The sequence below is a fragment of the Streptomyces aurantiacus genome (assembly GCF_027107535.1).
Classification (GTDB): Bacteria; Actinomycetota; Actinomycetes; order Streptomycetales; family Streptomycetaceae; genus Streptomyces.
In genome coordinates this window covers 5283067-5306864 of record NZ_CP114283.1, presented here as the reverse complement: position 1 = coordinate 5306864, position 23798 = coordinate 5283067, and the positions used below count along the sequence as shown (strand labels likewise).

Below are 23798 nucleotides of genomic sequence, written 5' to 3'. Positions count from 1 at the left end.
CCGTGAACAAGACCCTTCTCGCCGAGTTCACCGCACGCAAGGGTGCGGAGGACGAGGTCGCCCGCCTGATCCTGAAGTACGCCGAAAAGGTGCGCGAGGAGGACGGCAACCTCGCCTTCGACGTCTACACCAAGGAGTCCCACCCCCGCGCCTTCTGGATCTTCGAGGTGTACCGCGACGAGGACGCCTTCCAGGCACACTTGAAGGCCCCGTACGGCAGCCCGTTCAACACCGTCCTCGCCCCGCTGATCGAGGAGGACGCCTCGGTGCTGACCTTCCTCAATCCGGTCACGTGACGGTTTCCTTGCTGCGTGACTGACGTCGGCCGGGCCGCCTCGGGGGCCCGGCCCGTCACATCGCTTGCTTCACCGAGGTCGCCGCGCTCGCGCAGGACGCGTCCGTGTCCACGACGCGCACACCTCCATCAGCGCCTTCCAAAAGCCCAGGGCACCATCCCCGACCTTCAGGACCGGGGCGCGTATGCCCCGGCGGGCGCAGTCGCGCAACAGGGCAGCCCAGGACTCGCCCGGTTCGCGGTAGCCGTCATTGAGCGCGACCAGCTCCTTGGAGCCATCCGCACGCACGCCGATGAGTACGAGCACACATGCCTTGGCTTCCTCCAGGCGGACATTGAGGTGGATGCCGGGCCCATACGTACACGTAGTCGACCTCGGACAGGTCGCGATCCATGCACGACCTGACGTTGTGCCCTCAGCGTATGGCCTGCAAGGCCAAAGCCCAGTGGAAGGCTGACGATGGACCTCACGCTCATTCTCGTCTGCGGGATCGTCGGAGCCGTCTGCGGGGCCATTGCTGTCGTCATCGTTGGCAGAAAAAGGCGCCGACCGTAGTCCTCGGACCCGTTTCGTACAGCCGGGCGTCGCGGCCACGTCTCTTCCTGAACAGGGTCCAGCCGTAGCCGATACACATCGGGGGCTTGGCCACAGCAGTGATGCCCCCGATGCCGAACCTCTTTCATCCTGGCTCTTGATTGTTTTGCTCAGCACGAGTTGACCTATCCGGACCCCTCTGCGTTGGGGTGGTCAGCTGTGTTTGGGTTGGGCGGGGGCGCAGTGGATGGGGCGGCGGTTCATGCCGACGGGTGGAGGGCTGCCTGTGGTGACCTCGTCAATCATGCTGCTGGGGGTGGTGCTGGTGTAGAGGGGGCAAGGGGCACCGGCGGGGTCGCAGTCGCGGCAGGTCTCGCAGTGGTCGAAGAACATCTGCCAGGCCAGTTCACGGCGCCATCGCGTGGTGATGTCGCCGACGCGCTGGACGTGCCCGAAGGAGCTGCCGCTGTCGTGCCACAGCCGGGAGGCGGGCGGCCAGGCGGGCGCGGCCGGTGTGCGCGATGGCCGGGTGTGGCGGGGAGGCCGGGTACGGGCGGGCAGTGGGGGAGCGGCCGAGCTGCTGCACTCACCGGTGGGGCTGGGGGGTTGGGCGGTGAGAGTGGTGATGTGGTCGGGGAAGTCGGCATCGGGCAGGGGCAGGTCGATGGCGTCGCCGGTGTAGGAGAGTGCGGCGGGGATGTAGTCGAAGACGGCGCCGGCCTGGGACAGCCGGCTGAGCAGACCGGGAATGTCCTCGCCTGACCACTGGGTGCGCAGGATGCGCAGGATGCGCAGCGTGGTGGCGACGTCGTCCTGGGAGCCGTCGGGGGCGGCGGGTTGTGCGTGGGCGTCGGTCTGCTCGTGCCACCAGTTGGCTTCTGTCCGCTCTGCGTGGGCGAGGTGCTGCAGGTACAGGCAGTAGGCGGCGATCTGGTCTCCTGCGCCGGCGGCGTACTGCCACCAAAAACGTGCGGAGTCCTCCTGGCCGGTGAGCTGGAGGATGCAGCCCAGCACGCGGGCCCCGCAGGGCTCGGGCAGCGCACCGAGGAAGCGGCCGAGATGGGCCAGAGCCCCGGCGTCGGCCACCGCGGTCTCGCACAGGGTACGCAGATCCCGCGCCGCCCCTGCGGCGCCGTCGGCGGGCTCGGGCGCTGAACCGGCCGGTGCCCGCCCCTCACTCACTCTTTGCGGGAGGGCACGGCGGGCCGCGCGAACGGCGATACGGGCGGCGGCGTCGTCGATGTCCTTCCCGCCGTACGGTTCGTCGACCAGGCGGGCTCGGGCGAGCAGCTGGTCAAAACGCGACGTCATCGGCGGGGCCCTCCTCGGTCAGTCCCAGCGCCGCCCGCAGGCGGCGGCGTGCGTGGCGGGCGGTGGAGCGCACACCCGCCGCGGTGATGCCCATGTGGTCCGCCGCCTCGGCCGGGGACAGCCCGTAGCTGTAGAGGAGCACGACGACATCCCGCTGCCGCTCCGGCAGGCCGCAAATCGCCCGGTACAGACTGATGCTCTCCTCGAGCTGGCCTATGGGATCCACCGCCTGGCGCAGGGCGTTGGTCTCGAACGCGGTCGTGTCGATCAAGGCCTCGCGGCGCCCGCGGGCCCGCGCGGCATCGATCGTGCGGTTCTTCATCACCTGCCACGCGTACGCGGCCGGGCTCTCCTTGGCCAGCACCTCCGGCCAGGACACCAGCAACTGCTCGAAGGCACAGTCGACGGCCTCCTCGGCATCCGCGCGGTGCCGTAAATACATGCGGGCCCACCGCACATACACCGGCCGGTGTAAACGGTGGAACGCCTCGAAATCCAGGGGAAGATGCGTCATGGACGCGGCGTCGCCGGGACGTCCGGACAGCTCCCGCGTCACGTGCGCCCGTCCCGGCCCTCGTCGCCGCGGTGCAGCTCACTGACACCCAGGCGCACCCCGGCCGCCGCGGCGCGGCGCACCAGCACATCGCGGCCCAGCACCCGCCCGGCAACCACCGCAAGGACCACATCGCCAACCAGCTGCAAGGGCACAGGCCTTGCTCCTTCTGTGAATAGGCGGGCTCCGCTGCCGGAGTCCGGAGAGGACGCCGCTGCGCGCCCTCTGCTCCAGATGGCGTCCGGTGAGGGCTTGGTGTGCAACGGGGCGAACGAGATTCTTCACCACACGTATCCGTTCGATTACATACTGGTCCACTGGTGTGGCCTGGGGGGCGGCTTTCGAGGAGTGGCACCGACGTCCTCACCTCGGCTTGACGCGCTTGGACCGGCCGCCGCCCTGATCCGTCACAGGCACTCTTGCGCGGTTGGACGACCTTTTAAGGGCACCGAACCGAAAACGGATACTTGCCTGAATTGAAACCTTTGTCATCGAACCTGAAGATGGCGATCGAACACATGCGTCAGTGTCACCGACTGTGGTGCTGGTCGCGGCTTGTCCTGCCAGCTGCCACGCCGCCTGCGTGCGGGTGTTGTTGAAACGGATGCCGGCAGACCCGTTCTCCCGGGCGGTGGCCGTCCCGCACGCGCCCCGTGGACTGGCCTGAGCATGCGGTGGCGGGGAGACGGGCCTGGTACTTCAGCTGTAGACCGTGAACATGATGCAGAGGTCGCCGGCCGGCAGCCTGCCCGATGTGGCTGAGCCGTGGGATGAGTAGCAGTTGATCGCGGACGGCTTTGGGTGTGTGTACTCCGTCTTGGATTGGCGCGACGGGCCGCGCAAGGGACTCGCGGTCATCAGTGGTGTCTCGCACTACCTTGAGGGGTGAGGCTTCTAAAGATTTTCTAGTCATTCATAGTCATCCCTAGTCGTGTGTCTCGCGTACCTTGGTCTCGTGAAGCTTTCGGAGTGGGCCCGTCAGCAGGGCGTGAGCTACCAGACCGCCTGGCGGTGGGTGAAGGACGGGAAGATGCCCGTCCCCGTACGTCAGGCGCCGTCCGGGACGTGGTTGGTCGACGAGGTCGCCGTCCAGCCGTCCGGGCGTGTGGTCGCGTACTGCCGCGTGTCGTCCGTTGACCAGAAAGCCGATCTTGAGCGGCAGGCCGCCCGGGTCGTGTCCGGCGCGAACGGGCTGGGCCTGGCCGTCGCTGAGGTCGTCACCGAGGTGGGATCCGGGTTGAACGGACGGCGCCGCAAGCTGCACCAGCTGCTGTCCGACCCGCAGACGGCGGTGATCGTGGTCGAGCACCGTGACCATCTGGCCCGGTTCGGCGTCGAGCACTTGGAGGCCGCGCTGTCGGCGTCCGGGCGGCGCCTGGTCGTCCTCGACCCCACCGAGACCGACGATGACCTGGTACGCGACATCACCGAGGTGCTCACCTCCCTGTGCGCCCGCCTGTACGGGCGGCGGGCAGCGAAGAACCGGGCCGCCCGCGCGGTGGCCGTAGCGACCGGCGAGGCCGCCGAGTGAAGAAGTTCCAGCCGCAGCCCGGGTTCGTGGTGCAGGCGTACCGCTTTGCACTGGACCCGAACGCCACCCAGGAGCATGCTATGCGCTCGCACTGCGGCGCGGCGCGTGCCGCCTACAACTGGGCCGTCGGCTGGGTGACCGCCTCCTGGTGGCAGCGCCGCGCGGAGGAGTCCTACGGCATCGGCAAGGCCGGGCTGACGCAGTGGCGGACGTGGTCGCTGCCCGCGCTGCGGAAGGCGTTCAACGAGGCCAAGCACACCGATCCGAGGTTCGCCGCCTGGTGGGAGGAGAACTCCAAGGAGGCGTACTCCACCGGCCTGGCGAACGCGTCGGCCGCGTTCGACAACTACGCGAAGTCCAAGAACGGCAAGCGGCGCGGCAAGCGGATGGGGGCGCCGCGGTTCAAGTCGAAGCGGAAGGCGCGCCTTGCCTGCCGGTTCACCACCGGCGTGATCCGCGTGGACGCTGACGGCCGTCACGTCAGCCTGCCCCGGCTGGGCACCATCCGCACCCACGAGCCCACGGTGAAGCTCCTCGCCCGCGTCCAGGCCGGGACGGCCCGGATCCTGTCCGCGACCGTGCGGCACGAGCGCGGACGCTGGTTCGTCTCGTTCCAGGCCGAGGTCAAGCGGGACCTCGAACGCGTGGCGCGGCCGGACATGGCGGTCGGGATCGACCTGGGGGTGAAGACCCTCGCGGTCATGGCCGACAGCATCGGCGAGATCCGCGCCATCGCGAATCCCGGGCACTACGACCGGGCACGCACGCAGCTGCGCCGCGCCTCCCGCGTCGTCTCCCGACGCCAGGGCCCCGACCGGCGGACCGGGCAGAAGCCGTCGAAGCGGTGGGAGAAGGCCAACGCCGCCCGCAACAAGGTGCATCACCGGGTGGCCAACCTCCGCGCGGATGCCCTGCACAAGCTCACCACCGCCGTGGCGGCCGAGTACGGCACGGTCGTGGTCGAAGACCTCAACGTCGCCGGGATGCTCCGCAACCGGCGTCTCGCGCGAAGGATCGCCGACGCCGGGTTCGGGGAGATCCGTCGCCAGCTCACCTACAAGACCCGCCAGCGCCACGCCACCCGCACCATCGCGGCGGACCGCTGGTACCCCTCCTCGAAGACCTGTTCCGGGTGCGGCGCGGTGAAAGCCAAACTGCCGCTGCACGTGAGGACCTACCAGTGCGACGCCTGCGGCCTGGTCATCGACCGGGACGACAACGCCGCACTCAACCTCGCCGCGCTCGCGGCAGCCGCAACAACTGGTACCGGAGTGGCCGGAGACCAGGACACCCAAGCAGTGTCGAAGCCTCGTGGAGCCGACCACAGGTCCCGCACCACCCGCCCCCGCCGCAAGGCGGAGGCGGGGCGGGCAGGTGGCGCAACCCTGCCGCACCAGCGGCAGACGGAAGCGAGAGACCGTACTCAAGCCGAAGCCCTCACGCTCTGGTGACGAGACGGACCTTCCGGACGGAAACATCCGGAATGCCGAGACCTGACTACGGTCTCGGCGACGGTAGCCGTGGCTGACGTCGGGGAGGGCCAGGGCCGCCTGGCGGGCGGTGTCCTGGAGCCGGTCGCCGGCCGCGCTCACCTGGCCGCCCGTGCGCCGGTGCCGTAGGTGTGAGGGTCGACGGGCTGCTCGGCCTTGGGCAGATGGGCGACGACGAGCCGGTAGGAGTCGGTGACGAGCTCCCTGACGAGCTCCTTGTCGATGCCTTCTCCGCTCTCCAGGGTGATCCAGTGCTTCTTGTTCATGTGGTAGCCGGGGGTGATGTGGCTGTACTGCTCCCGCAGGGCGTGAGCTTCGCCGGGGTCCGCCTTGAGGATCACGACGGGGCGCCCCGGGACGTCGGTCATCAGCATGAACACCTTGCCGCGTACCTTGAAGACCTCCCAGTCGGGGCCGAAGGGATGCTCCAGTTGGGCTCCGGGGAGTTCCTCAGCGCAGTCGGCGGCGGTCTTGTGCAGGGCTGATCCGTTCATGGGGCGTGATCCTTCTCAGGGGGTGACGGGACTGTGGCATCGAAGGAGGCGGAGGGCGCGCCGCGCGGGCGCGGTGGCACGTCCCATCCTTGCGTCGAAACCGACTGGAAGGGCGGTAGGCTGCGGACACGTGATGGTCGACAAGCGACACTCCGGGCCGAGCGGGCAGGCCGGACCAGCTGCTGTTCCGCTGTACGGTTTCCAGCCCCCGGTCGGTACTCCCTACGGCCTTGAGGTGAGTACCGTCGAGGACTTCTTCGCTCAGCACGACGACTGGCCGTGGAGCCCGCCCCGTCCGGGCCGCGCCACTTTCCATTATTTGATCCTGGTCACCGAGGGTGAGCTGCGGCACGACGTCGACCACGTCACGCGGACCATTGCCCCCGGCCAGTGGCTGTGGGTGCGTCCCGGGCACGTGCAGTGCTGGCATCCGCCCGGCGCGGCTCGCGGTCCGTTCATCCTGTTCGAACCGGACGTGCTGCGGCCCGACCTCGCCCGTCTCCTGGCCCCGCTCACCGCGCACGAGGCCCCTGCCGTGCTCAGCCCGTACCCCGACGACACCGCCTGGCTCCAGCAGACGGCACTCCAGCTTCTGGACGAACACCGCGCATTGGGGCGCCGCCCCCTCGACATCCACCACGCCCTGCGGCGCAGCCTGCTCGAATCGCTGCTGCTGCGCCTGGCCAACGCCCCGGGCATCGCCCTCAGCGGCACGGCCACGGCCGGCACGGGCCGTGCCGACAGGTACGGACGCTTCCTGGACGCCCTGGAGCTGCACTTTCGCGAGCTGCACCACGCCGCGGATTACGCCGAGCTGCTCGGCTGTTCGGTCCGCACCCTGAGCCGTGCAGCCCGGGACGCCACCGGCAAGGGGGTACGTGAACTCATCGACGAGCGGCGCCTCCTGGAAGCCCGGCGTCTGCTGGGAGGTGCCCGGTGGGATGCCCGGGCTGTGGCCGTCCACCTCGGCTTCACCGACCCTGCGAACTTCGGCCGCTTCTTCCGCGACCGCACCGGTCTCACCCCGGCCGCCTACGCGGCCCGCGCGGCGAGGACCGACGCGTGATGGACACGCGGCGGCGGCCCCTTGCCCGTCAGGAGGCGATGGCTGCCGTCGCGGTCTGCGTGAACGCCCAGTGGGAGTGGACGATGTGCCATTCACCGTCGATCAGCCGGTACGCCTCGGTGGCGTTCCAGGCGCGCAGTTGCCGTTCGTTGCCGTCGTCGAGGACGTAGGTGTTCAGGTTGTAGGCCAGGATCGCGAAGTCGCCACCGTCGGCGACGCTCACCGCCGGGTTGAGGTACTCACTGCGCACGATGTGCGGGTTCGAGTAGATCGAGTCGATGTGTGCGATGACCTTGTCGCGTCCCACCACCAGTTCTTTGAGGATCGGGTCGAAGTAGCTGACTTCCTCGGCGTAGTTGTCGAGGTAGCCGCGGTTGTCGCCGACGCTCCACCGTTCGTTGAAGGACTTCTCCAACTCCAGGATGGTCTTGCTGATCTCTGCCTTGTTGGCGCCCATATCAGTTCCTGTGCCAGTTCCTCTTACGGATGCTGTGGCCGGCCGTTGTCGACCGTCGCGCATCGGGGTGGTTAGTTGTCGCTTTTTCAGTCGCCCAGGCCTCAGTCGCCCAGGTTTCAGTCGTCCAGGACGACGACGTGCTTGCCCGGCGTGGTGCCGGACTCGACGTCGGCCTGGGCGTCACGGACCTGTTCCAGGCCGCGGTAGACCTTCGCGACCGGGACTTTGAGGCGCCCTGCGGCGATGGCCTGCAACTGGTGGGCGAGGACGTCGGCCGGGAGGTCGGCAGCCTGACCGCCGTAGGACGTCAGCCGCACCCCGCCCGGGATCATGAACGGGGTGAAGTCGGGGATCGTCCACTGGCCCGCCAGGGCTCCGGTGAAGCAGACCGTGCCGTGCCGGCGGACGGCGTTGAGGGTGTCGGCGAGGACCGAGCAGCCCACCAGTTCCAGTGCCGCGTCGACACCGTCCGGCATCAGCTCGCGCACCTGGTCGGCGATCGTGTCGCTGTCGACGAGGGGATGGTCGACGCCCGCGGCCCGCAGTTCCCCGGCCTTCTCCGGGCTGCGGGTGGTGGACAGCACGGTGGCTCCGAGGTCCTTCGCGATCGTGGCCGCGCTCAGCCCGACCGTGGAGGTGCCGCCGCGGATCAGCAGCGTCTGCCCGGCCTTGAGGTTCAGGCCGGTGGTCAGCGATCCGTAGGCGGTCTGGAACATCTCGGGCAGGGCGCCGACCACGTCCCACGGCAGGGTGGTCTCGAACGGGATGACCTGCGCCGCGGGGACGGTCACGTACTGGGCGTACGCGCCGTCGTACGAGCGGCCCATGCCGCCCATCATCGTGGCCACCTGCCGGCCCGGGCGCAGTCCGCTGTCCTCGTCGGCCTGGTCGACCACGCCGACGCCCTCGATGCCGGGAACCCGCGGGTAGGTGACCTCCGCGTCGGACTCGCCCTTGCGGGTGGTGACCTCGGACTCGTTGACGCCGAACGCCTTCACCCTGATCCGCACCCAGCCGGGCTTGCGTACGGGCACCGGCACATCCTGGATCTCCAGTGCGTCGAGGCCGCCGGGCCGGGTGACGACGACGGCTCGCATCGTCGCCGGTGCGGCGTCGCCGGCTGCTGTCGGTTGGCTCATGTCGAGTTCCTTACTCTGTTCGCCCCCGTGGTGCGCGGATCCGTATCGCCCGGTGACCGTCAGGGGCGGGCGATGTTCTCGAACAGGTCGAGGACCGCCTGGTAGTGGGCACTGGGCTCGTAGGGAGGGTTGCCGACACTTCCCGAGGCGGGCCGGTCCGTGACAGCGGGCCACAGACGGGACTGCTCACCGGTGGCGAAGTCGAGCACGATGTCGCGGATGCGCGTGTCACGGTCGGCCTGTTCGGGGCTGCGGCCCGGCTGTTCCTGGCCGACCAGGGCGTACATCTCGGTGCCGTGCACCGCGGGCGCACCCTCTGCGGGCCCGATCATGAGGAGATGGGCGTTGCCGCCCGCCGCGGTGTGGGCCAGAGCACCGCGAGCGGCGGGGAGCGTGAAGATGTAGTCCGTCAGGGACGCGGCGCGGACCTCGGCAGGGGTGCGGCCGCCCTGGTCGTAGGTGTCGACGATCCTCTTGGCGCGGGAGCGGGGAATGCGCCACCCCGCGAATTCGTCGGTGATGCGGTCGACGGTGTGCGGGTCGAACCGGTCGAGGTCGTTCGCCACCCACCAGCCCATCTCGTCACTGGCTGTGCTCAGGAGTACGTCGACGTCCCGGTGCGCGCCCGAGGCCAGGACGTCCAGGGGGTGGGCGTGCAGCACCCCGCCGGGCTGTTCGGTGTCCAGGACGACGCCGAGGCTCCGGTTGTCCATCCCGCCACGGACTCCGAGATCCGTCGGACAGACCTTGCGCAGGGCGGCCACCAGGGAGGCCGCGTCGAGATCGATCAGCTTGTCGGGGTTGCCCGCGACACCGAGTTCGGTGACGAACCGCTCCGCGAGCTCCTCGGCCCACCAGGCCGGGACGAGACGCGAGGGCGCGCCGGAGAACCCGGCCAGTCGCCGGTACAGGCCGTCCGCGGAGGAGGCCCCGAGCAGCCCGAGGGTGGAGTAGGCGCCGGCGCTGTGGCCGTAGACGGTGACGTCGCCGGGGTCGCCACCGAACGAGGCGATGTTCTGCTTGACCCAGGTGAGCGCGGCGATGACGTCCTGCAGGCCCAGGTTGCTGGCCTCGGCGAGTCGCCCGCCGTACTGCGAGAGCGAGAGCGCGCCCAGTGCGCCGAGCCGGTAGTTGACCGACACGCTCACCACGCGCCCCGTCGCGGCGAGACCGGAGGCGTTGGAGGTGATCTGAGTGTTCGCGCCGTACTCGAATCCGCCGCCATGGACGTACACGGTCACCGGCAGCGTCTTCCCGGTCGGCTGTTCGGGGGCCCACACGTTCAGGTTCAGGCAGTCCTCGCCCATCCCGCTGTCCGCTTCGAGCCAGTCGCCGCTGTCGGGCTGGACGGAGACGACGCCCTTGCGGTCATAGGGGCGGTTCGGATCGAAACCCGCGACCTCGGGGCGGCGGTATCGCTCGGCGGTGGCGTACGGGATTCCCCACCAGGACCGCACCCCTGGTGCAGTCGGAGCCTTGGGTGCGGTCGTGGTCATGGCGTGAGATTCCTTCCGGTGCGGTTCGGGAGTTTCGCGCGGCGTGTCGGCGGCTGATCGCTCGCGGTGACGCTCTCCAAGCATTCCCTGGACTCTGGCAAATCGCCGGGCGGACAGCAGTCACCCGGTGGTCATCAGGTGACACTTCTCTGTACCTCCTTCTCGTAGTCGGGCCGCCGCGGCGGCCCGGACGGGCTGAGGTCCTGCCGTCAGCGCGCCCGGTGGACCTTGGCCACGGGAATGAGGCCGTGCAGGCACAGCACGGCGCCACCGGTTCAGGGGATCGTGGGGCCGCCGAGGTTGATCAGCGGTGAAACTGTGAGCACGGATCGAGCACGTGCTGGACGCCTACGACATGGCCGGCACCCCGGGTCGGGAGATCTTCACCCTGCGCGTCTACGGCGGCGGCCAGTAACTGCGGCACTCGCAGATGTCCGTGCTGCAGCTGCCCAAGCACTGGCGGGGCCCTTTACGCACCGGGTGCCCGGGTATCCGGCAGGTGGGTGGCCTCTCTAGGTCCGCCCGCCCGACCAAAACACTTCTCCGATATCGGCGTCGGCCTGGACGGAGTCATCAGGTGGCAGAACTGTGATGAGTCACGCCGGAAGGCGGACAAGCTGCTGATCAAGCCAACGGGTGGGCCGGTCCGACGCCCGTGTCCAGCAGACACCTCGGGGGAACGGCAGTCTCTGACGGAACGTCAGTTAGCTGGCCTTGGACGGGATGCTGCTGGCCGTGCCCGACTCTGCGGGCAAGAACGATGCCTTCGGCAAGTCCGGATCCCAGCGCAGCCCCTTGGGCTATCCGCAGGCCAGAGGGGTCGCGGTGCCGAGTGTTCGGCGCACGCCGTCCTGGACGCCGCGATCGGCGGGTTCAAGGATTCCGAGCGCATCGTCTCCGACGCCCTGGGCGCCCGTGTCCGGACCGGCACACCCCGTGGGGCCTGTCGGGAGTGCCCGGTGCGGGCAGCCTGAGATCGTGTGCGACGAGCAACAGGTCGCGATGCTGGTGGAGCGGCGCGGTCGGAGGGGGCTGCAGCTGACCGGGCGGGGTGGGCTGCTTGCAGGAGCCGACCAAGCGGGTCCTGGAATCTGCCCTGGAAGGCGAGGTCACCGATCACCTCGGTTATGAGAAGCGTGATCCGGCGGGGAAGAACAACGGCAACAGCCGCAACGGCGCCCGCGCCGTCTATCAGCGATGTGGGCGCGGAGGAAGACGACCCTCGCTGTGGTCACCCTGCCTGGGTGCGGGTGCTGGGGGACCAGGAAGTGCGGGAGGGACGGTGGGTGTGGAGGACGAGCAGCGCGAGGGCTCCGGTTGCTGCGGACCAGCTGAGGGAGAGCAGGCCGTGGGACCAGGGGATGTGTGGGGTGAGGGCTGAGCTCAGTGCCAGCTGGTTCACGCCGTACAGCGGCAGCGCGGACACGCCCGCCACGTCCATGAGTGTGTTGAAGACGGGATTCTGCAGGCCGGTGTCGACCAGGCTGAGCATGATGATGAGGAAGAAGCCCTCCAGCTCGCCGCGGACCAGGGAGCCGAGCAGCAGGCCGATGCCGCCGTAGGCGAGGCCGGCGCCTGCGAGGGCCAGCCCCAGGGGGCCCGCGTGGCGTACGGGCAGGGAGATCCACAGCAGGGTCGTCGTGTAGAAGGCCAGCAGGGCGGCGGTGAGGGCGACGGCAGCAAGTTTCGCCAGCAGCATCGGCAGCCGGGGGTAGCCGGCCAGCAGCAGACGGCGGTCCATCTGCCGGGACTGAAAGGTCTCCGTGAAGGTAATGAAGCCGGCGACCAGGGTGATGGCACCCAGCGCGCTGGCCACCTGAGCCACTTGGCTGGCGCGGGTGGAGACAGGGGCGCTGATGGCGTCCAGCCAGATGCGCACCACTTCGTCGGAGGTGCACAGGCGCGCCACGGCGATCCAGACCGGGATGAACACGACCGCCAGAACCAGAGCCAGCCGGTTGCGCAGGTGGCCCAGCAGAGTGCAGCGCAGCAGCTCGGTGAATGCCGTCCAGGAGAGCCTCAACGGTCGGTCTCCTCGAAGTGCAGACGCCCCTGGCGTAGATGAGCGATCGCGTCGAAGTGGTGCAGGTCGTGCAGCAGGTGCGAAACCACGATGATCGACCGGCCCTGATCACGCAGGTCGGCGGCCAGGGCCCAGAACCTCTGATGGGTGTCCCAGTCGAAGCCCTGGTAGGGCTCGTCCAGGACCAGCAACTGCGGATCATGCATCAGAGCGATCAGCAGGTTCAGCTTCTGTCGCGTTCCACCACTGAGCTCGCCGACCTGCTGTCGTCGGCAGCTGGTCAGCGCCAGCAGCTCCATCAGCTCGTCGGCGCGCTCCAGCGTCGGCAGACGGTGGGCCATCTGGAACAGCCGCAGATGCTGTCCGATGGTGAACGCGTCGTTGAGTACCGCTCGTTGGGGGCAGTACCCCACCGTGCCGGTCCGTGTCACCGTTCCACGGTCGGGTGCAAGCTGGCCTACGGCGATCTGCAGCAGAGTGCTCTTGCCGGTGCCGTTCTCGCCGACGACCGCGACCAGCGTCCCGGCGGGCACATCGAGGTCGACGCTGCGCAGGACCTGCCTGCGACCGTACGCCTTGCAGACTCCGCGGATCCGCAGCCGTGGCCGGTGGCGCGTCGTTACTGCCTGCACATGAGCCCCTCGAAAGATCGGACAGGTATCGCGAGCCGGCCCGGAGGGGAGGCCCCGCCACAGGGGCCGGGGTCGCGCAGCCTCATGTCCCCTGGCCTGTCCGGCTCATGGCCGTTCAGCTCCGCTCGGCCGGACGGTCCAGTCCCTGAGGGGAACCGACCCTGCGTGAGGCGGCGCGCTCCTGCCCGGTGTTCAACGAGTCCGTGCCGCTGGTGTAACGGCGGCCACCCGGCTGTTGCGGTGAACAGCCGGCATCGCCACTCCACAGGCTTTGTGTCCCCCCGTCGAGCGTGACGTGAGCCGCGGTCTGCCGTTATAGGAGGCGATGCCCCCAACACCACAACAAGGCTTCAGCGCTCCCACGATCGTGATTGGAGCCGGCCCTCACGGCCTGGCGGCCGCCGCGCTACTGCGCCGCTCCGGCATTGCGGCCGTGATCCTGGAACGGTCGCACCGGGTGGGAGCGAGCTGGGCGCAGCGCTACGACCATCTCCGCCTGCACACAACTCCCGGCACCTCGAGCCTCCCCGGCCTCTCAGTGCCGCGCCAGGCGGGCCCGTGGGTGAGCCGGGACGACTATGTGCGATACCTGGAGCGTTACGTCGCCCATCACCGACTCGACGTCCGGGTGGCCACCCCGGTGCAGCGCATCGAGCGGGCCGAGCCGGCTTCGGGAGCACAGTGGCTGGTCCACTCCTCCGACGGTCCGGTGGCCACGGGTGCGGTCGTGGTGGCCACCGGCCGCTGCCATACCCCGGACGTCCCCGACTGGCCCGGGCGTTCGACCTTCACCGGCACGTTGCTGCACTCGGCCCACTACCGCTCTCCGGCCCCCTACCGTGGGCGGGACGTCCTGGTGGTTGGCGCAGGCAACAGTGGTACCGAGATCGCCGGCGTCCTGGCCGGAGCCGGAGCCGGAGCCGAACGGGTACGCATCGCGGTCCGTACCCCACCCAATATCCTGCCCCGCTCCAGCGCCCGATGGCATGCGGTCGGCCGGCTGACGGAGGCGCTCCCACTCGCGTGGCGCGACCGCACCTCCCTGCTCATGCAACGTCTCGCGGTGCCCGACCTGACCTCGCGGGGACTGCCGCGGCCTCGCACGGGGCTGTACACCCGCAATGCCCGCGAAGGGGTCAACCCGGTGCTCGACCACGGTTTCGTGGACGCCGTCCGGTCCGGTCGGGTCGAGCCGGTCGCGGCCGTCCAGGCATTCGACGGCCCGGACGTGATTCTGGCCGACCGCACCCGGCTGCGACCGGACACGGTCATCGCCGCCACCGGGTACCGGTCCAACCTGCACGGCCTGGTCAGGTCCCTGGGCGTACTCGACGAGGCCGGGCAACCCCTCGCAGTAGGGGCACGGACCCATCCCGAGGCCGCGCGCTTGTACTTCGCCGGATACACCAATCCCCTCACGGGTGTCCTTCGCCAGGCGGGCATCGAGGCCCGCGCCATCACCGACGCACTTCGACGTGAGACGGCGCGGGCACCCGTTCTCTGAATCGGGGCCCGTGGGGTTCTTGGAGTCGCGTACGTGGAGGGGCAGGCGGCGGCTTCTGTGGGTAGAGGAAGTCGTCTGGACCTCGGCGATGCGCCCCTTCGCCGCGACGTTGATCCCAGAAATCCATCAGGTAGTGCTGGTCGGGGGTGAGGGTCGCGGTGTGCAGTACGTGTTGCGCAGGACGGGCGGGTCGGGGTTGATGCCGGAGGGCCCCAGCCCCCGCAAGATCACCTCGTGGATCATGCGGCCCCGGGAGACGCTCGCCGAAAGCCGGGATGATCGAAGTCGTAGCCGGCGTAACCCGCCAAGAGAGCCAAGAAGGGCTGAACGTTCTCGATCCAGATCCAGCCCTCTACCGCGCGTTCCCGGTCGCTCTGTGCCATCCAGCCAGAGTGCCAGATGCGGCATGTTCGCTCCCCGCCGTATGTCCGTTCACGGAACTGCGGTCAGAGCCCTGAAGCCGGCCAGGTGCTTTTCCCTCCACTTGGTTGCGTCTTGAAGCGTGTGGGGGATGTGGGGAGTGAAGAGTGGGTGTGAGGGCCCAGCGACCGAAGCCGCCGACGCCGGCCTGGCGGCTGTCCAGGCCGGCGGACGGGGCGTCGTCACGCAGGGACGCCGAGCGGTGGGTGCTCGAGCACGCGGGGCTTGTACTCGACCAGCTGGATGCGGCCGTCGAAGGTGTGGTGCTCGATCATCTCGAGGGCGACGTCCGGATAGCCGTCGTAGATACGTTCTTCGCCCGTGGCCCCGGTGATCACCGGGAACATCACGACCCGGAAGCGGTCGACGAGTCCGGCTCGTAGCAGGGACCGGCACAGGCTGAGGCTGCCGATCGTGCTGAGGAGCCCCGAGCCACTCGACTTCATGGCGCGGACCGCCTCGACGGCGTCGTCGCGGACAAGCGTGGAGTTGGCCCACGTCAGTGGCTCCTCGAGTGAGGAGGAGAACACCAGCTTGGACGCTTGCGTGAGCTCGTCGACGGACGCCTCTTCTTCGGGCCTGAACTCGTCTTGGCCATTGGGGACCTGGCCTGCGGCGAAGCCCGACATCAGGCGGTAGGTGTTGGCTCCCATCAGGTAGGTGGCCTCGGGCTGCTCTCCGAGCCATGCGAGGTACTCCGGGCCCTCGAGGCCCCAGAATCCGGGCCATCCCTCTCCCGATGCGTGGCCGTCGAGGGAGGTGATGAAGTCGACGAGAAGCTCCGACATGGCGGTGTCCTTTCCTAGGGTGTCACGAGCTTGGACCGGCCGGGAGCCGCAAACTCATCGGCCGAGCTCGAACTGGGGATGTCGGCCCGGACCGGCTCGGTGGTGTCCGCCCGCAGGGCGGCGCAATGTTTGCGGACGACCTGACGGCTGCCGAGGTAACCGCGCTCGTGGATCTCCAGGAACAGGCGGGTGCCGCTGACCTGGCCCTGCGTCTCGGCGAAGCGCGCGTTGAGGTATGCCTTGAACGGTTTCAGCACGCCGTTGGGGCGCCGGTCGCGGGCGGAGATCAGCAGCTCGTCGAGGTCGGTGTCGCGGAAGCGGCGCCCGGTCTTGCGGTCGAGGTTCAGCCGACGGGCGATGGCGCTGAGTGTCCAGCCCTTCTCCGCCAGGCAGTGGACGACCTCGTATCGGTGACGGGTCCGTTCGATGATCTGAGTGCGGGGAAGTTCCGGCACTGGCAGTTCCATCAGGACCGGTGCCGGCACGGTCAGCCCGGTATCGCAGCCACCCCGTCAGCCCGATACTCGACCTGCCGTGCCGTGCCGTGCCGTGCCGCTCCGTCAGGCCCGGCACGTGCTCGACGAACGTCTTGCGAGAACACCGCTTGCGGTGCCAGAAGTACCGGCACACCCGGAGCCGGATGACAACCCGCCGTGATCCCAACGGCCGCTCATCCAGGCTGCGTTGGAACGAACTGTGCACGCGCCTCGCGTGCTTCCGGCAGTCCGGGCACCGGCCCGGCCGACCGGTGGACACCGCTTCCACCACCAGAGCGCCGGAGGAGTTGCTGACACGCTCCATTCGCACACCGATCCCGGGAAACAGCACATCCTCAACCGCCTTGCTCGCCACGGCAGGAAACACACTGTCGAAACGATCCCCCGTTCCCGCCCCTGACCTGGGAATTCACGGAACTCAGGACAGGGCCGTGAAAATCGCCAGTCCGGCTCTTCGCTCCACTTGCCTGCTGGATCAACCAGGCAGCGGAAGTTCGGACAAGGATCGAGCCCTCTCACTGACGCGCTACTGGGATGAATCGGTGTCGTAGTCGTGCCGGGCCTGCTCGACCTTGTCCAGGTTGCCGGCAGCCCATTCGGCGAGGTGCGCGAAGAGCGGGGCCAGGCTGCGGCCCAGCTCGCTGATCTCGTACTCGACCCGAGGGGGGACCTCCGGGTGGTACGTACGCACGACCATGCCGTCGCGTTCCAGCTGCCGCAGCCGCTGGGTCAGTACCTTCGGTGTGATCGTGCCGATCCGTCGTTCCAGCTCGACGAACCGTTGCCGGCCATCCGTGTTGAGAGTCCACAGGATCGGCGTGGTCCACCGGCTGAACACGATGTCCACGACCGCACTGGTCGGACAGGCGAGCTCCGGGTCGGTCGCAGCGGCTGCCACCCAGTCAGCGTTGCCGGCCATGCATACCCCTCAAGATAGTCACTTTCCTCTAGGTACCTACTATATCCACGGTGTTAGCGTCCCCGTGTCGCCCGGAGAGCAGCTCTCCGCGACAGTTCCGCCCGCTCGGGTGGCGACAACCATGCTGAATTGACACGGGAGTTGTTCATGTTTGTAGTGACGGGTGCAACCGGGAACGTCGGCCGATCGCTCGTGCAGGCCCTCGCGGCAGCTGGTGCGCAGGTGACCGCGACATCCCGGAAGATCTCGGATGCGGATGTGCCAGAGGGCACCAAGTACACGCGGGCGGACCTGGTCGATCCTGAGAGCCTTCGGCCCGTATTCGACGGAGCCGACGCGCTGTTCCTGCAGAGCGGCGGCGCCAGCGCGCACCTGCTGAACCCACAGGACATCCTCGACGTCGCCAAGGCCGGCGGCGTCGGACGGGTCGTCCTGCTGTCGTCCCAAGGAGTTGCTACCCGGCCGCAGTCGGCCTCCCATGGGCGCCTCGGACGGTCCATCGAGGACGCCGTCCGGCAGTCCGGCATGGCCTGGACGATCCTGCGGCCCGGAGGCTTCAGCTCCAACGCCTACGCCTGGGCCGAGTCGGTCCGCGCCCGAAGGGCCGTCGCCGCGCCGTTCGCCGACATCGGCCTGCCGGCCATCGACCCGGACGACATCGCCGAGGTCGCCGCCGCAATCCTGCGGGAGGACGGCCACGCCGGACAGATATACGAGCTGACCGGCCCCGCCCTCAGCACGCCCCGCCAGCGGGCCGAGGCGATCGCCGACGCACTCGGCGAACCCGTGCAGTTCATCGAGCAGACCCGCGACGAGGCCCACGCGCAGATGCTGCAGTTCATGCCCGAGCCCGTGGTCGAGACCACGCTGACGATCCTCGGCGAACCCACCCCGGCCGAACAGCGCATCAGCCCCGACGTCGAGCAGGTCCTCGGCCGTGTGCCCCGCACCTTCGCCGACTGGGCCCAGCGCCACATCGCCGCTTTCCGATAGGCCCTGACTCCGGTCAAGGCATTCCTGGGCGATCCATCACGACACAATGCCGACCCCACCCGGATGGTTTGCTCACCGCGGAGTGGGGATCCAAGGTGAGCACGTCCGGGGAAGCGCCGAGTAAGCGGTGGGGAAAATCAAGGCCCTCTCCGCAGTTCCGTGAAGCCCCAGGTCAGCGAGGAGAACGAAAGATCGTTTCGGCAGAGTGTCTCCTGGCATGGCGAGCACGACGGCCGAGGCTGTGCTGTTTCCCGGGATCGATGTGCGAGCGGAGCGCGTCAGGCCTCCACCGGCGTCCTCGTGGTGGAGGCGGTGTCCACCGTTCGCCCCGGGCCGGTGCCCGGACTGCCGGAAGCAGGCGAGGCGTAGACACAGCACGTACCAACGCAACTTGAATGAAGGGCCGTTGGGCTGTCGCCGGGTCATAGTCCCACTGTGGGTCCACCGGTACTTCTGTGACCGGAGGAGCTGTTCCTGCAAGGCGTTCGTCGAGCAGGCGCCGGGCCTGTCCGAGCGGCACCGCCGCTCCTGCACCGGGCTGACATGCTGGCTGCGGTCGATCGCGATCGCACTCGGCGGCCGTCCGGCCGCGCGGCTGTGCCGGACCGTGCGCCGCGGGTGTTGGGGGTGGACGAGTTCGCCTTCCGCAAGGGCTACAAAGAGCGTCATCACCGGGTCCGGCAGAATTGCACGAGCAGCCTCAGCGGCGAACGTGAGCACGCATGGCCGCTTCTCGGGGTGGCGAGCCACCTGGCCGGTCAGGTGTGAGAGAAGCCTGACGTGCGGGAGCGGCCCGAGGGAAACTCCTCGGGCCGCAGAGGCGGGTCTAGGTACGCTGTCGTAGTCGGCCGTGTGCCGGCCTTCAGCGGGCACGGCCCGCGACGAACCAGGGGGAGTAGATGACCAGCACGAACGATTCACGTACGGCAACGCCCGTGCCCGCCCACACGTCGGGCAAGCCCGCCGCCCTCTTCAGCGACGAGGCTTCCGCCGTGATGAGGCCCGCACCCCGCCCGACCCGGCTCATGCCGCGGCCGCTGGACACCCTGACCTGGCAGGAGCCCCCCGCCCTGGTGGCAGAAGAGCTGCCGTAAGACAGCGTTGGCGGGCATGACGGTCTCCGTTCTCGCCCCTTGCGGGCGGGCATGAGAGAGGCGCACCCCGGCTGTCCGTCCAAGGCGTAGGGGGTGCGTCTCTTGTCTTTGATCATTGATTCCTGGTCTGACCTGCGGTCGGGCACACTGGATGGTGCGTCCGTCTTGTGACGGGGACGGGAGCATCCCCGGGGCGGCCGGCTTGCCTCTTAACTGATGCTGCGGCCGCCCCGGGGCCCCTTGACGGTCATCGCTTCGCAGGGTCGCTGAGAACGTCTGCTCGACGACGTAGCGGAGCTTGCCCGGGTTCTTGATGCTCGGGGCGCCCTTGCGGGAGATCACCGGCAGGATCCGGCGCCTGCGCAGCTCGAGGCGGTTGGAGTTGCTGTCGTATCCCTTGTCGCCGAGCAGGGCGTCGGGGCGCCTGCGCGGTCGGCCGGGTTTGCCGGTTACGGGCGGGATGCCGTCGACCAGGGCCAGGGTCTGCGTGTCGTCGCTGACGTTGGCTGCAGTGGTGATGACCTTGAACGGAGTGCCTCTGCCGTCGCAGAGCAGATGGTGCTTGCTGTCCGTCTTCCCGCGGTCGACCGGCGACGGGCCGGTGGCCTCGCCCCCTCTTGTTTCGCGCGGATGCGCGAGGCATCCAGGCAGGCCCGGCTCCAGTCAGTTTGCCGGCCGCGTGGAACTCGGAGAGCAGGAGGCGGTGCAGCGTCTCGAAGATGCCGGCCTCGTGTCACCGCCCGAGTCGGCGCCAGCAGGTCTGCTTCGAGCCGACCCCCAGCTCCGGCGGCAGCAGTTGCCAGCTGATGTCGTTGTAGAGCACGTACAGGCTGCCCTGCAAGTACAGCCCGTCGTCCACCGGCTTCGGGCCGGGAGGCTTCTGCGGCCAGGGTGGCAGCAACGGCTCGATCAGCGCCCACGGTTCGCCATCCACGATCCACGGCCGATTCCCCACATCTCACGAACGGCGGAATCGTCCTGATGGTCACGCCCGACCAGCACGCTCCAGCAAGATCGTGTTACGAGCTCTGAGCACCAATGACCGGCTCAGACCCACGCTCGGAAGATAGGACCAGCCCAGAGACCGTTTTTCCTCCTATTTCTTCGTGGTCCCGGTCAGGCGGCGGTTCGTAACGCTCGTCGCTCGTTCTGGGCAGCACTTGGCGTCACCGGGCCTGGGGATGACGATGAGAATCAGCAACGCGATGACGAGGCAATTGCCAACGTAACTGTCCGTTTCGGCTGTCTGTGATCGCGGCGGCATGGCACGTGATCAATACCCCTTGTTCCTGGCAACCTGCGGTCCAGCACAGCACTTTGGAACCGGAGGCACACCGCGCGTGGCAGCGACAACCAATCCCGCCGTCAGGAGACGCCGTCTGGGAGCCGAACTTCGCCGACTCCGCATGGCAAGCGGGTTGACGAGCACAGAAGTGGCCGAGCGGCTCCTCGTCTCTCAGTCCAAGATCAGCCACCTGGAGAACGGCAACCGCGCAATCAGCCCCCGTGACGTGCGCGACCTGTGCGCCCTCTACGCAGTGACGGACCAGCGGATCATCGACGCGCTGATGGAAAGGGCCAGAGCGTCCGGTCGGCGGGGTTGGTGGCACCGCTACGGCGACCTCCCTCACAGCGTTGACATCGCCCTGGAGGCGGACGCCGCCTCGCTCCACACCTACGCGCCCATGGTGATCCCCGCACTGCTGCAGACCCCCGCCTACGCCCAGGCCGTCATCGGAGAAACGATCCCTCTGCTCACTGTCGAGCAGGCCGCCACATGCCTCAAGGTGCGGCTGCTCCGGCAACACCGGATCTACGACCCGGCCTGCCCGCTGCGGCTGTGGGCCATCGTGGACGAATCAGCACTGCGCCGCGTCGTGGGCAGCCGGGACATCATGCGTGAACAACTGGAACACTTGAACGCGCTCAGCACCGAGCCGCATGTCACAGTGCAGGTCCTCCCTCACACCGCAGGCGCCCACTCCGGCCTCTCAGGACAGTTCTCCATCCTGGGGTTCGCCGACAGCCCCGATGCAGGGGTGGTGCATCTGGAACGGTTCACCAGTGACCTCTACCTGAACAAACCATCCGACGTGCAGCACTACAGCGCGGTGCACAAGCACCTCCAGGACCAAGCTCTCGCCCCTGCCGACAGCCGCGACTTCACCAGCGACGCCACCAAGGCGTACATCGAGACGGTGATCCAGCCCTGAAAACAGGCGACGGAGAACCATCTGGTCATCAAGACCTCCCGCGGGATCTTCGGCACTGGTGCTGAACCAAGTACGGACACATCCCCGCGCTGGGAACTCCCGAGGAGTGCACCGGATTGCACCGCGACAGGAAGAGAAGAACGGGACGGCAGAAGCAAGCAACCTCAGAGACGCCGTACGGATGCACCAGATCATCGGTCAGACTTCTGAGTCATCCCCCACTACTCAGTAGCGCAGCAGAACAAAGCACCCCGGGCAGGGAGGAGGTTCGGTGCGTCGCCGAACAGCTGACCGTCCGGGGCCCCTTTCATCGCATCCGCTCACACCGCCCGGTGACAGCCGCCCCACGCCGTCGCCGGACAGGCCCATAGGGATCTCACGGGCTCGATGGTGTGGGCTGCGGCGGCACGAGTGCCGGTTCTCCGCGGGGTGTAGCCCCCGCCTCTTTGACATGGACCCACCGGCCGATGCGCCGGGACAGCTGTCCCAGGTGCCGGTAGAAGCGGTCCGGCAGGAACACGGCGTCCGCGATGATCATCGCGCCGGAGAAGAGCGGAAGCCCCATGAGTACCGCGATACCCAGGTGCATGCCCAGCAGCATGGTCAGGACGGGGTACTTGAGCCGTCCGAACAGGACGAACGGGAACGCGACCTGCAACAGCACCGTCAGGTAGCAGGCGACGGCGATCAGTACGTCGTGCTCGTCCACCAGGAGAGAGAGTTCGGGCCAGGGCCGGAACAGGTCGAGGTTCAGGACGTAGTGGAGGGCGGTCCCGTTGCCCCAGGAGCCGCCCTGCACCTTGTAGAGACCCGCGGACCCGTAGAGGAAGCAGACCTGGGCCGCGACGACGAACATGCCGCAGTTGTGGAGTACTGCCGTCAGAGTCCGGCGGAATGTACTCAGTTGACGCCGGAGTTCGCTCGCGTCCAGGCCCGCCGAGCTGCTCCTGGTCTTCCCCGCCGAGGCTCGCAGCCGGGCCCTGCGCGCATCCAGGGACCAGCGTCGGCCGCACGCGGTGCAGACGAGGTACACGGCCATGAGGAGGATGAGGTTGTCCCCTCCGTCCGTCATGAAGATGGCCCTGGCGTGGAAGGACGCGACCACGACCGCGAAGAGCACGGACATCACCCGGGTCCGCCAGCCCAGCATGAACAGCGCGGACGTGATGAGGGCTGCCGCGTAACAGGCCTCGAAGTACGGTCGGCCGTCGGACAGGGTGAGGATGCTGACCCATCCCGTCTGATCGAACAGCTGCCTGGCCAGCTCGGGGGTCCACGGTGATCCGGGGCCCCAGATCTCGTTGCGGTGCGGAATCTCGCGCAGGAGGAAGACGAGGTAGAGAAGTCCGTAGCCGATGCGTAGAACCGCCGCGGCGTAGAGCGCGACCGGCCGCTCGGTCAGGACGGTGACAAACGCACCGATCCGCTCCGGCGCGGAGCGCGGCACGCCTGCTTCCGCCCCTTCGGGGATACGCCGGTACGGCGGGAGTGTCTGCTCAGTTTCCATGGGATTCCGCCTTCCACCAGGGCAGATACCGCGTATCGGCAGGCTTCGGCGCGACGGTGGCCGAGCCGGTGCCGCCCGCTGCGGCGGGAGCGGCGATGGGCACGGTGATCACCCGCAGCTGGAGAGACTCGAAGGGGCTGCCGCGGTGGCCCGCGATGCGATCCGCGGCGATGTTCGTCAGATACTGCTGGATCATCAGTGCCCGCTGCGAGCGCGGCTGATCGTCGCCACCGTGGGTTTCGAGGTACGAACTCCAAGCCCGACGCAGCGTGTTCTGTGCCGTATGGCTCGGGAACGCGTTGTGCTCCACCGCCGAGTTGTCGACGGCGGTCAGGTCGAACCAGCCGCTCACCTGCACACTGCCGTCCGGGGCGGTATGCATGGTCCTCGCCGAGATCTGGCGGTTGACCGACTCGGGATCCGGTGCGAAGAGCCGCCAATTCTGCTCGAACAGCGGGAAGACCCACGCATTGACTTGACGGCTGTACTGCTGGGAGAGGGGATTCGGTGGTGCAACGTGCAAGAACACCAGGAGCACGTGGACGAGGGCCGTCGCCAGGCACAGGACCACGGCGGCTCCCGTTGCCGCCTTCAGGACCTTCACCGGGAGGGGCGGATGGTCCGTGGGCCCTTGAGACGCAGCGTGTCTCTCGCCCCCGCGCGGGTCCGGCTCGGCGCAGGGCCGGACCGCCTCGTCGACATCCACCGTTTCAACGCCGCCTTGCACGGCCCCACCCGGCCTTTCCATCCATGCTTCTCCGCCTCTCCGGAGCTTCCACTGACGGCGCGCGACGGAATCGATGACGATCCGCCGCGCGCCGCCCGTCCTGCCAGCTCACAT

24 protein-coding genes and 3 pseudogenes are annotated in these 23798 nt (G+C 68.4%); 10 read left to right on the top strand and 17 right to left on the bottom strand.

The window, feature by feature from the left end:
* The first annotated feature begins 2 nt into the window (after positions 1–2).
* Positions 3–296 carry a putative quinol monooxygenase gene (locus O1Q96_RS25650; protein WP_269250391.1) on the top strand — a complete coding sequence of 98 codons (294 nt, stop codon included), beginning with the start codon at positions 3–5 and terminating at the stop codon, positions 294–296.
* Positions 297–416: 120 nt separating this feature from the next.
* Here the strand turns inward: O1Q96_RS25650 and O1Q96_RS25645 are convergent.
* From O1Q96_RS25645 to O1Q96_RS25630, 4 genes and pseudogenes are all read right to left on the bottom strand, one after another.
* Positions 417–687, bottom strand: a pseudogene (locus O1Q96_RS25645) (transposase); the annotation flags it as partial.
* Positions 688–1043: 356 nt separating this feature from the next.
* Complete coding sequence (locus O1Q96_RS25640) at positions 1044–2141, bottom strand: hypothetical protein (protein WP_269250390.1); 1098 nt, start codon at positions 2139–2141, stop codon at positions 1044–1046.
* Complete coding sequence (locus O1Q96_RS25635) at positions 2125–2655, bottom strand: sigma-70 family RNA polymerase sigma factor (RefSeq protein WP_269250389.1); 531 nt, start codon at positions 2653–2655, stop codon at positions 2125–2127. The genes O1Q96_RS25640 and O1Q96_RS25635 overlap by 17 nt, the downstream gene beginning before the upstream one ends.
* A 38-nt stretch (positions 2656–2693) precedes the next feature.
* Positions 2694–2849, bottom strand: coding sequence for a hypothetical protein (locus O1Q96_RS25630; protein WP_269250388.1), 156 nt, complete (start codon positions 2847–2849; stop codon positions 2694–2696).
* An 800-nt stretch (positions 2850–3649) separates the two neighbouring features.
* Between O1Q96_RS25630 and O1Q96_RS25625 the strand changes: the two genes are divergently transcribed.
* On the top strand, positions 3650–4225 hold the full coding sequence (locus O1Q96_RS25625) for an IS607 family transposase (protein ID WP_269250387.1): 576 nt from the start codon (positions 3650–3652) through the stop codon (positions 4223–4225).
* Positions 4222–5676: an IS607 family element RNA-guided endonuclease TnpB gene (tnpB, locus tag O1Q96_RS25620; RefSeq protein ID WP_269250386.1), complete on the top strand. Its 1455-nt coding sequence runs from the start codon at positions 4222–4224 to the stop codon at positions 5674–5676. Before O1Q96_RS25625 ends, tnpB begins: the two co-directional genes overlap by 4 nt.
* Before the next feature lie 137 nt (positions 5677–5813).
* On the opposite strand, the gene O1Q96_RS25615 is transcribed toward tnpB, so the two are convergent.
* Entirely contained in the window at positions 5814–6209 is a 396-nt protein-coding gene (locus tag O1Q96_RS25615; protein WP_269250385.1) for an MmcQ/YjbR family DNA-binding protein, read from the bottom strand.
* 235 nt (positions 6210–6444) lie between these two features.
* Here O1Q96_RS25615 and O1Q96_RS25610 point away from each other — a divergent pair, with 235 nt between their 5' ends.
* Positions 6445–7275, top strand: coding sequence for a helix-turn-helix domain-containing protein (locus O1Q96_RS25610; protein ID WP_269250384.1), 831 nt, complete (start codon positions 6445–6447; stop codon positions 7273–7275).
* Positions 7276–7303: 28 nt separating this feature from the next.
* Here the strand turns inward: O1Q96_RS25610 and O1Q96_RS25605 are convergent, their stop codons facing one another.
* The 3 genes from O1Q96_RS25605 to O1Q96_RS25595 all read right to left on the bottom strand — a co-directional run bounded on the left by O1Q96_RS25605 (position 7304) and on the right by O1Q96_RS25595 (position 10367).
* On the bottom strand, positions 7304–7732 hold the full coding sequence (locus tag O1Q96_RS25605) for a YybH family protein (protein WP_269250383.1): 429 nt from the start codon (positions 7730–7732) through the stop codon (positions 7304–7306).
* A gap of 116 nt (positions 7733–7848) precedes the next feature.
* Complete coding sequence (locus tag O1Q96_RS25600) at positions 7849–8871, bottom strand: alcohol dehydrogenase catalytic domain-containing protein (RefSeq protein ID WP_269250382.1); 1023 nt, start codon at positions 8869–8871, stop codon at positions 7849–7851.
* A gap of 59 nt (positions 8872–8930) precedes the next feature.
* The gene (locus tag O1Q96_RS25595; RefSeq protein WP_269250381.1) at positions 8931–10367 is read right to left on the bottom strand and encodes a carboxylesterase family protein; all 1437 of its coding nucleotides are present in this window, start codon (positions 10365–10367) and stop codon (positions 8931–8933) included.
* 1002 nt (positions 10368–11369) lie between these two features.
* Here O1Q96_RS25595 and O1Q96_RS25590 point away from each other — a divergent pair.
* Positions 11370–11553 (top strand): annotated as a pseudogene (locus tag O1Q96_RS25590) (transposase); the annotation flags it as partial.
* A 45-nt stretch (positions 11554–11598) separates the two neighbouring features.
* On the opposite strand, the gene O1Q96_RS25585 reads toward O1Q96_RS25590, so the two are convergent.
* Entirely contained in the window at positions 11599–12390 is a 792-nt protein-coding gene (locus O1Q96_RS25585; RefSeq protein WP_269250380.1) for a hypothetical protein, read from the bottom strand.
* A complete protein-coding gene (locus O1Q96_RS25580) occupies positions 12387–13022 on the bottom strand; it encodes an ABC transporter ATP-binding protein (protein WP_269250379.1) in 636 nt (211 codons plus the stop codon). Before O1Q96_RS25580 ends, O1Q96_RS25585 begins: the two co-directional genes overlap by 4 nt.
* Positions 13023–13347: 325 nt before the next feature.
* Here O1Q96_RS25580 and O1Q96_RS25575 point away from each other — a divergent pair, with 325 nt between their 5' ends.
* Positions 13348–14526 carry a flavin-containing monooxygenase gene (locus tag O1Q96_RS25575; protein WP_269250378.1) on the top strand — a complete coding sequence of 393 codons (1179 nt, stop codon included), beginning with the start codon at positions 13348–13350 and terminating at the stop codon, positions 14524–14526.
* Positions 14527–15128: 602 nt separating this feature from the next.
* Here the strand turns inward: O1Q96_RS25575 and O1Q96_RS25570 are convergent.
* From O1Q96_RS25570 to O1Q96_RS25560, 3 genes are all read right to left on the bottom strand, one after another.
* Positions 15129–15734 (bottom strand): dihydrofolate reductase family protein, encoded by a 606-nt coding sequence (locus O1Q96_RS25570; protein ID WP_269250377.1) that lies wholly within the window; start codon positions 15732–15734, stop codon positions 15129–15131.
* Between the two features lie 14 nt (positions 15735–15748).
* Positions 15749–16189 (bottom strand): helix-turn-helix domain-containing protein, encoded by a 441-nt coding sequence (locus tag O1Q96_RS25565; RefSeq protein ID WP_269250376.1) that lies wholly within the window; start codon positions 16187–16189, stop codon positions 15749–15751.
* Positions 16190–16757: 568 nt separating this feature from the next.
* Positions 16758–17150: a winged helix-turn-helix transcriptional regulator gene (locus O1Q96_RS25560; protein WP_269250375.1), complete on the bottom strand. Its 393-nt coding sequence runs from the start codon at positions 17148–17150 to the stop codon at positions 16758–16760.
* Positions 17151–17297: 147 nt separating this feature from the next.
* Between O1Q96_RS25560 and O1Q96_RS25555 the strand changes: the two genes are divergently transcribed.
* The 3 genes from O1Q96_RS25555 to O1Q96_RS25545 all read left to right on the top strand — a co-directional run bounded on the left by O1Q96_RS25555 (position 17298) and on the right by O1Q96_RS25545 (position 19237).
* On the top strand, positions 17298–18143 hold the full coding sequence (locus O1Q96_RS25555; protein ID WP_269250374.1) for an NAD(P)H-binding protein: 846 nt from the start codon (positions 17298–17300) through the stop codon (positions 18141–18143).
* A 627-nt stretch (positions 18144–18770) separates the two neighbouring features.
* The gene (locus O1Q96_RS25550) at positions 18771–18911 is read left to right on the top strand and encodes a hypothetical protein (protein WP_269250373.1); all 141 of its coding nucleotides are present in this window, start codon (positions 18771–18773) and stop codon (positions 18909–18911) included.
* A gap of 131 nt (positions 18912–19042) precedes the next feature.
* Complete coding sequence (locus tag O1Q96_RS25545; RefSeq protein ID WP_269250372.1) at positions 19043–19237, top strand: hypothetical protein; 195 nt, start codon at positions 19043–19045, stop codon at positions 19235–19237.
* A gap of 342 nt (positions 19238–19579) precedes the next feature.
* Here O1Q96_RS25545 and O1Q96_RS44645 read toward each other — a convergent pair.
* Together O1Q96_RS44645 and O1Q96_RS25540 are read right to left on the bottom strand one after the other, a co-directional pair.
* Positions 19580–19888: pseudogene (locus O1Q96_RS44645) on the bottom strand (transposase); the annotation flags it as partial.
* 82 nt (positions 19889–19970) lie between these two features.
* Positions 19971–20171 (bottom strand): transposase, encoded by a 201-nt coding sequence (locus O1Q96_RS25540; RefSeq protein ID WP_269250371.1) that lies wholly within the window; start codon positions 20169–20171, stop codon positions 19971–19973.
* 406 nt (positions 20172–20577) lie between these two features.
* On the opposite strand from O1Q96_RS25540, the gene O1Q96_RS25535 reads away from it, so the two are divergent.
* Positions 20578–21450 (top strand): helix-turn-helix domain-containing protein, encoded by an 873-nt coding sequence (locus O1Q96_RS25535; RefSeq protein WP_269250370.1) that lies wholly within the window; start codon positions 20578–20580, stop codon positions 21448–21450.
* A gap of 376 nt (positions 21451–21826) precedes the next feature.
* Here O1Q96_RS25535 and O1Q96_RS25530 read toward each other — a convergent pair whose 3' ends face one another.
* Both O1Q96_RS25530 and O1Q96_RS25525 read right to left on the bottom strand, forming a co-directional pair.
* On the bottom strand, positions 21827–22957 hold the full coding sequence (locus O1Q96_RS25530) for an HTTM domain-containing protein (RefSeq protein ID WP_269250369.1): 1131 nt from the start codon (positions 22955–22957) through the stop codon (positions 21827–21829).
* Positions 22947–23561 carry a DUF5819 family protein gene (locus O1Q96_RS25525; protein ID WP_419586945.1) on the bottom strand — a complete coding sequence of 205 codons (615 nt, stop codon included), beginning with the start codon at positions 23559–23561 and terminating at the stop codon, positions 22947–22949. The genes O1Q96_RS25530 and O1Q96_RS25525 overlap by 11 nt, the downstream gene beginning before the upstream one ends.
* Positions 23562–23798: the final 237 nt, after the last annotated feature.

Bases quoted from the DNA above. Each gene is read 5' to 3' on its own strand.
- O1Q96_RS25640 (WP_269250390.1), bottom strand. From the start codon at position 2,141: ATGACGTCGCGTTTTGACCAGCTGCTCGCCCGAGCCCGCCTGGTCGAC.
- O1Q96_RS25635 (WP_269250389.1), bottom strand. From the start codon at position 2,655: ATGACGCATCTTCCCCTGGATTTCGAGGCGTTCCACCGTTTACACCGG.
- O1Q96_RS25615 (WP_269250385.1), bottom strand. From the start codon at position 6,209: ATGAACGGATCAGCCCTGCACAAGACCGCCGCCGACTGCGCTGAGGAA.
- O1Q96_RS25605 (WP_269250383.1), bottom strand. From the start codon at position 7,732: ATGGGCGCCAACAAGGCAGAGATCAGCAAGACCATCCTGGAGTTGGAG.
- O1Q96_RS25600 (WP_269250382.1), bottom strand. From the start codon at position 8,871: ATGAGCCAACCGACAGCAGCCGGCGACGCCGCACCGGCGACGATGCGA.
- O1Q96_RS25595 (WP_269250381.1), bottom strand. From the start codon at position 10,367: ATGACCACGACCGCACCCAAGGCTCCGACTGCACCAGGGGTGCGGTCC.
- O1Q96_RS25575 (WP_269250378.1), top strand. From the start codon at position 13,348: ATGCCCCCAACACCACAACAAGGCTTCAGCGCTCCCACGATCGTGATT.
- O1Q96_RS25570 (WP_269250377.1), bottom strand. From the start codon at position 15,734: ATGTCGGAGCTTCTCGTCGACTTCATCACCTCCCTCGACGGCCACGCA.
- O1Q96_RS25560 (WP_269250375.1), bottom strand. From the start codon at position 17,150: ATGGCCGGCAACGCTGACTGGGTGGCAGCCGCTGCGACCGACCCGGAG.
- O1Q96_RS25555 (WP_269250374.1), top strand. From the start codon at position 17,298: ATGTTTGTAGTGACGGGTGCAACCGGGAACGTCGGCCGATCGCTCGTG.
- O1Q96_RS25545 (WP_269250372.1), top strand. From the start codon at position 19,043: ATGACCAGCACGAACGATTCACGTACGGCAACGCCCGTGCCCGCCCAC.
- O1Q96_RS25530 (WP_269250369.1), bottom strand. From the start codon at position 22,957: ATGGAAACTGAGCAGACACTCCCGCCGTACCGGCGTATCCCCGAAGGG.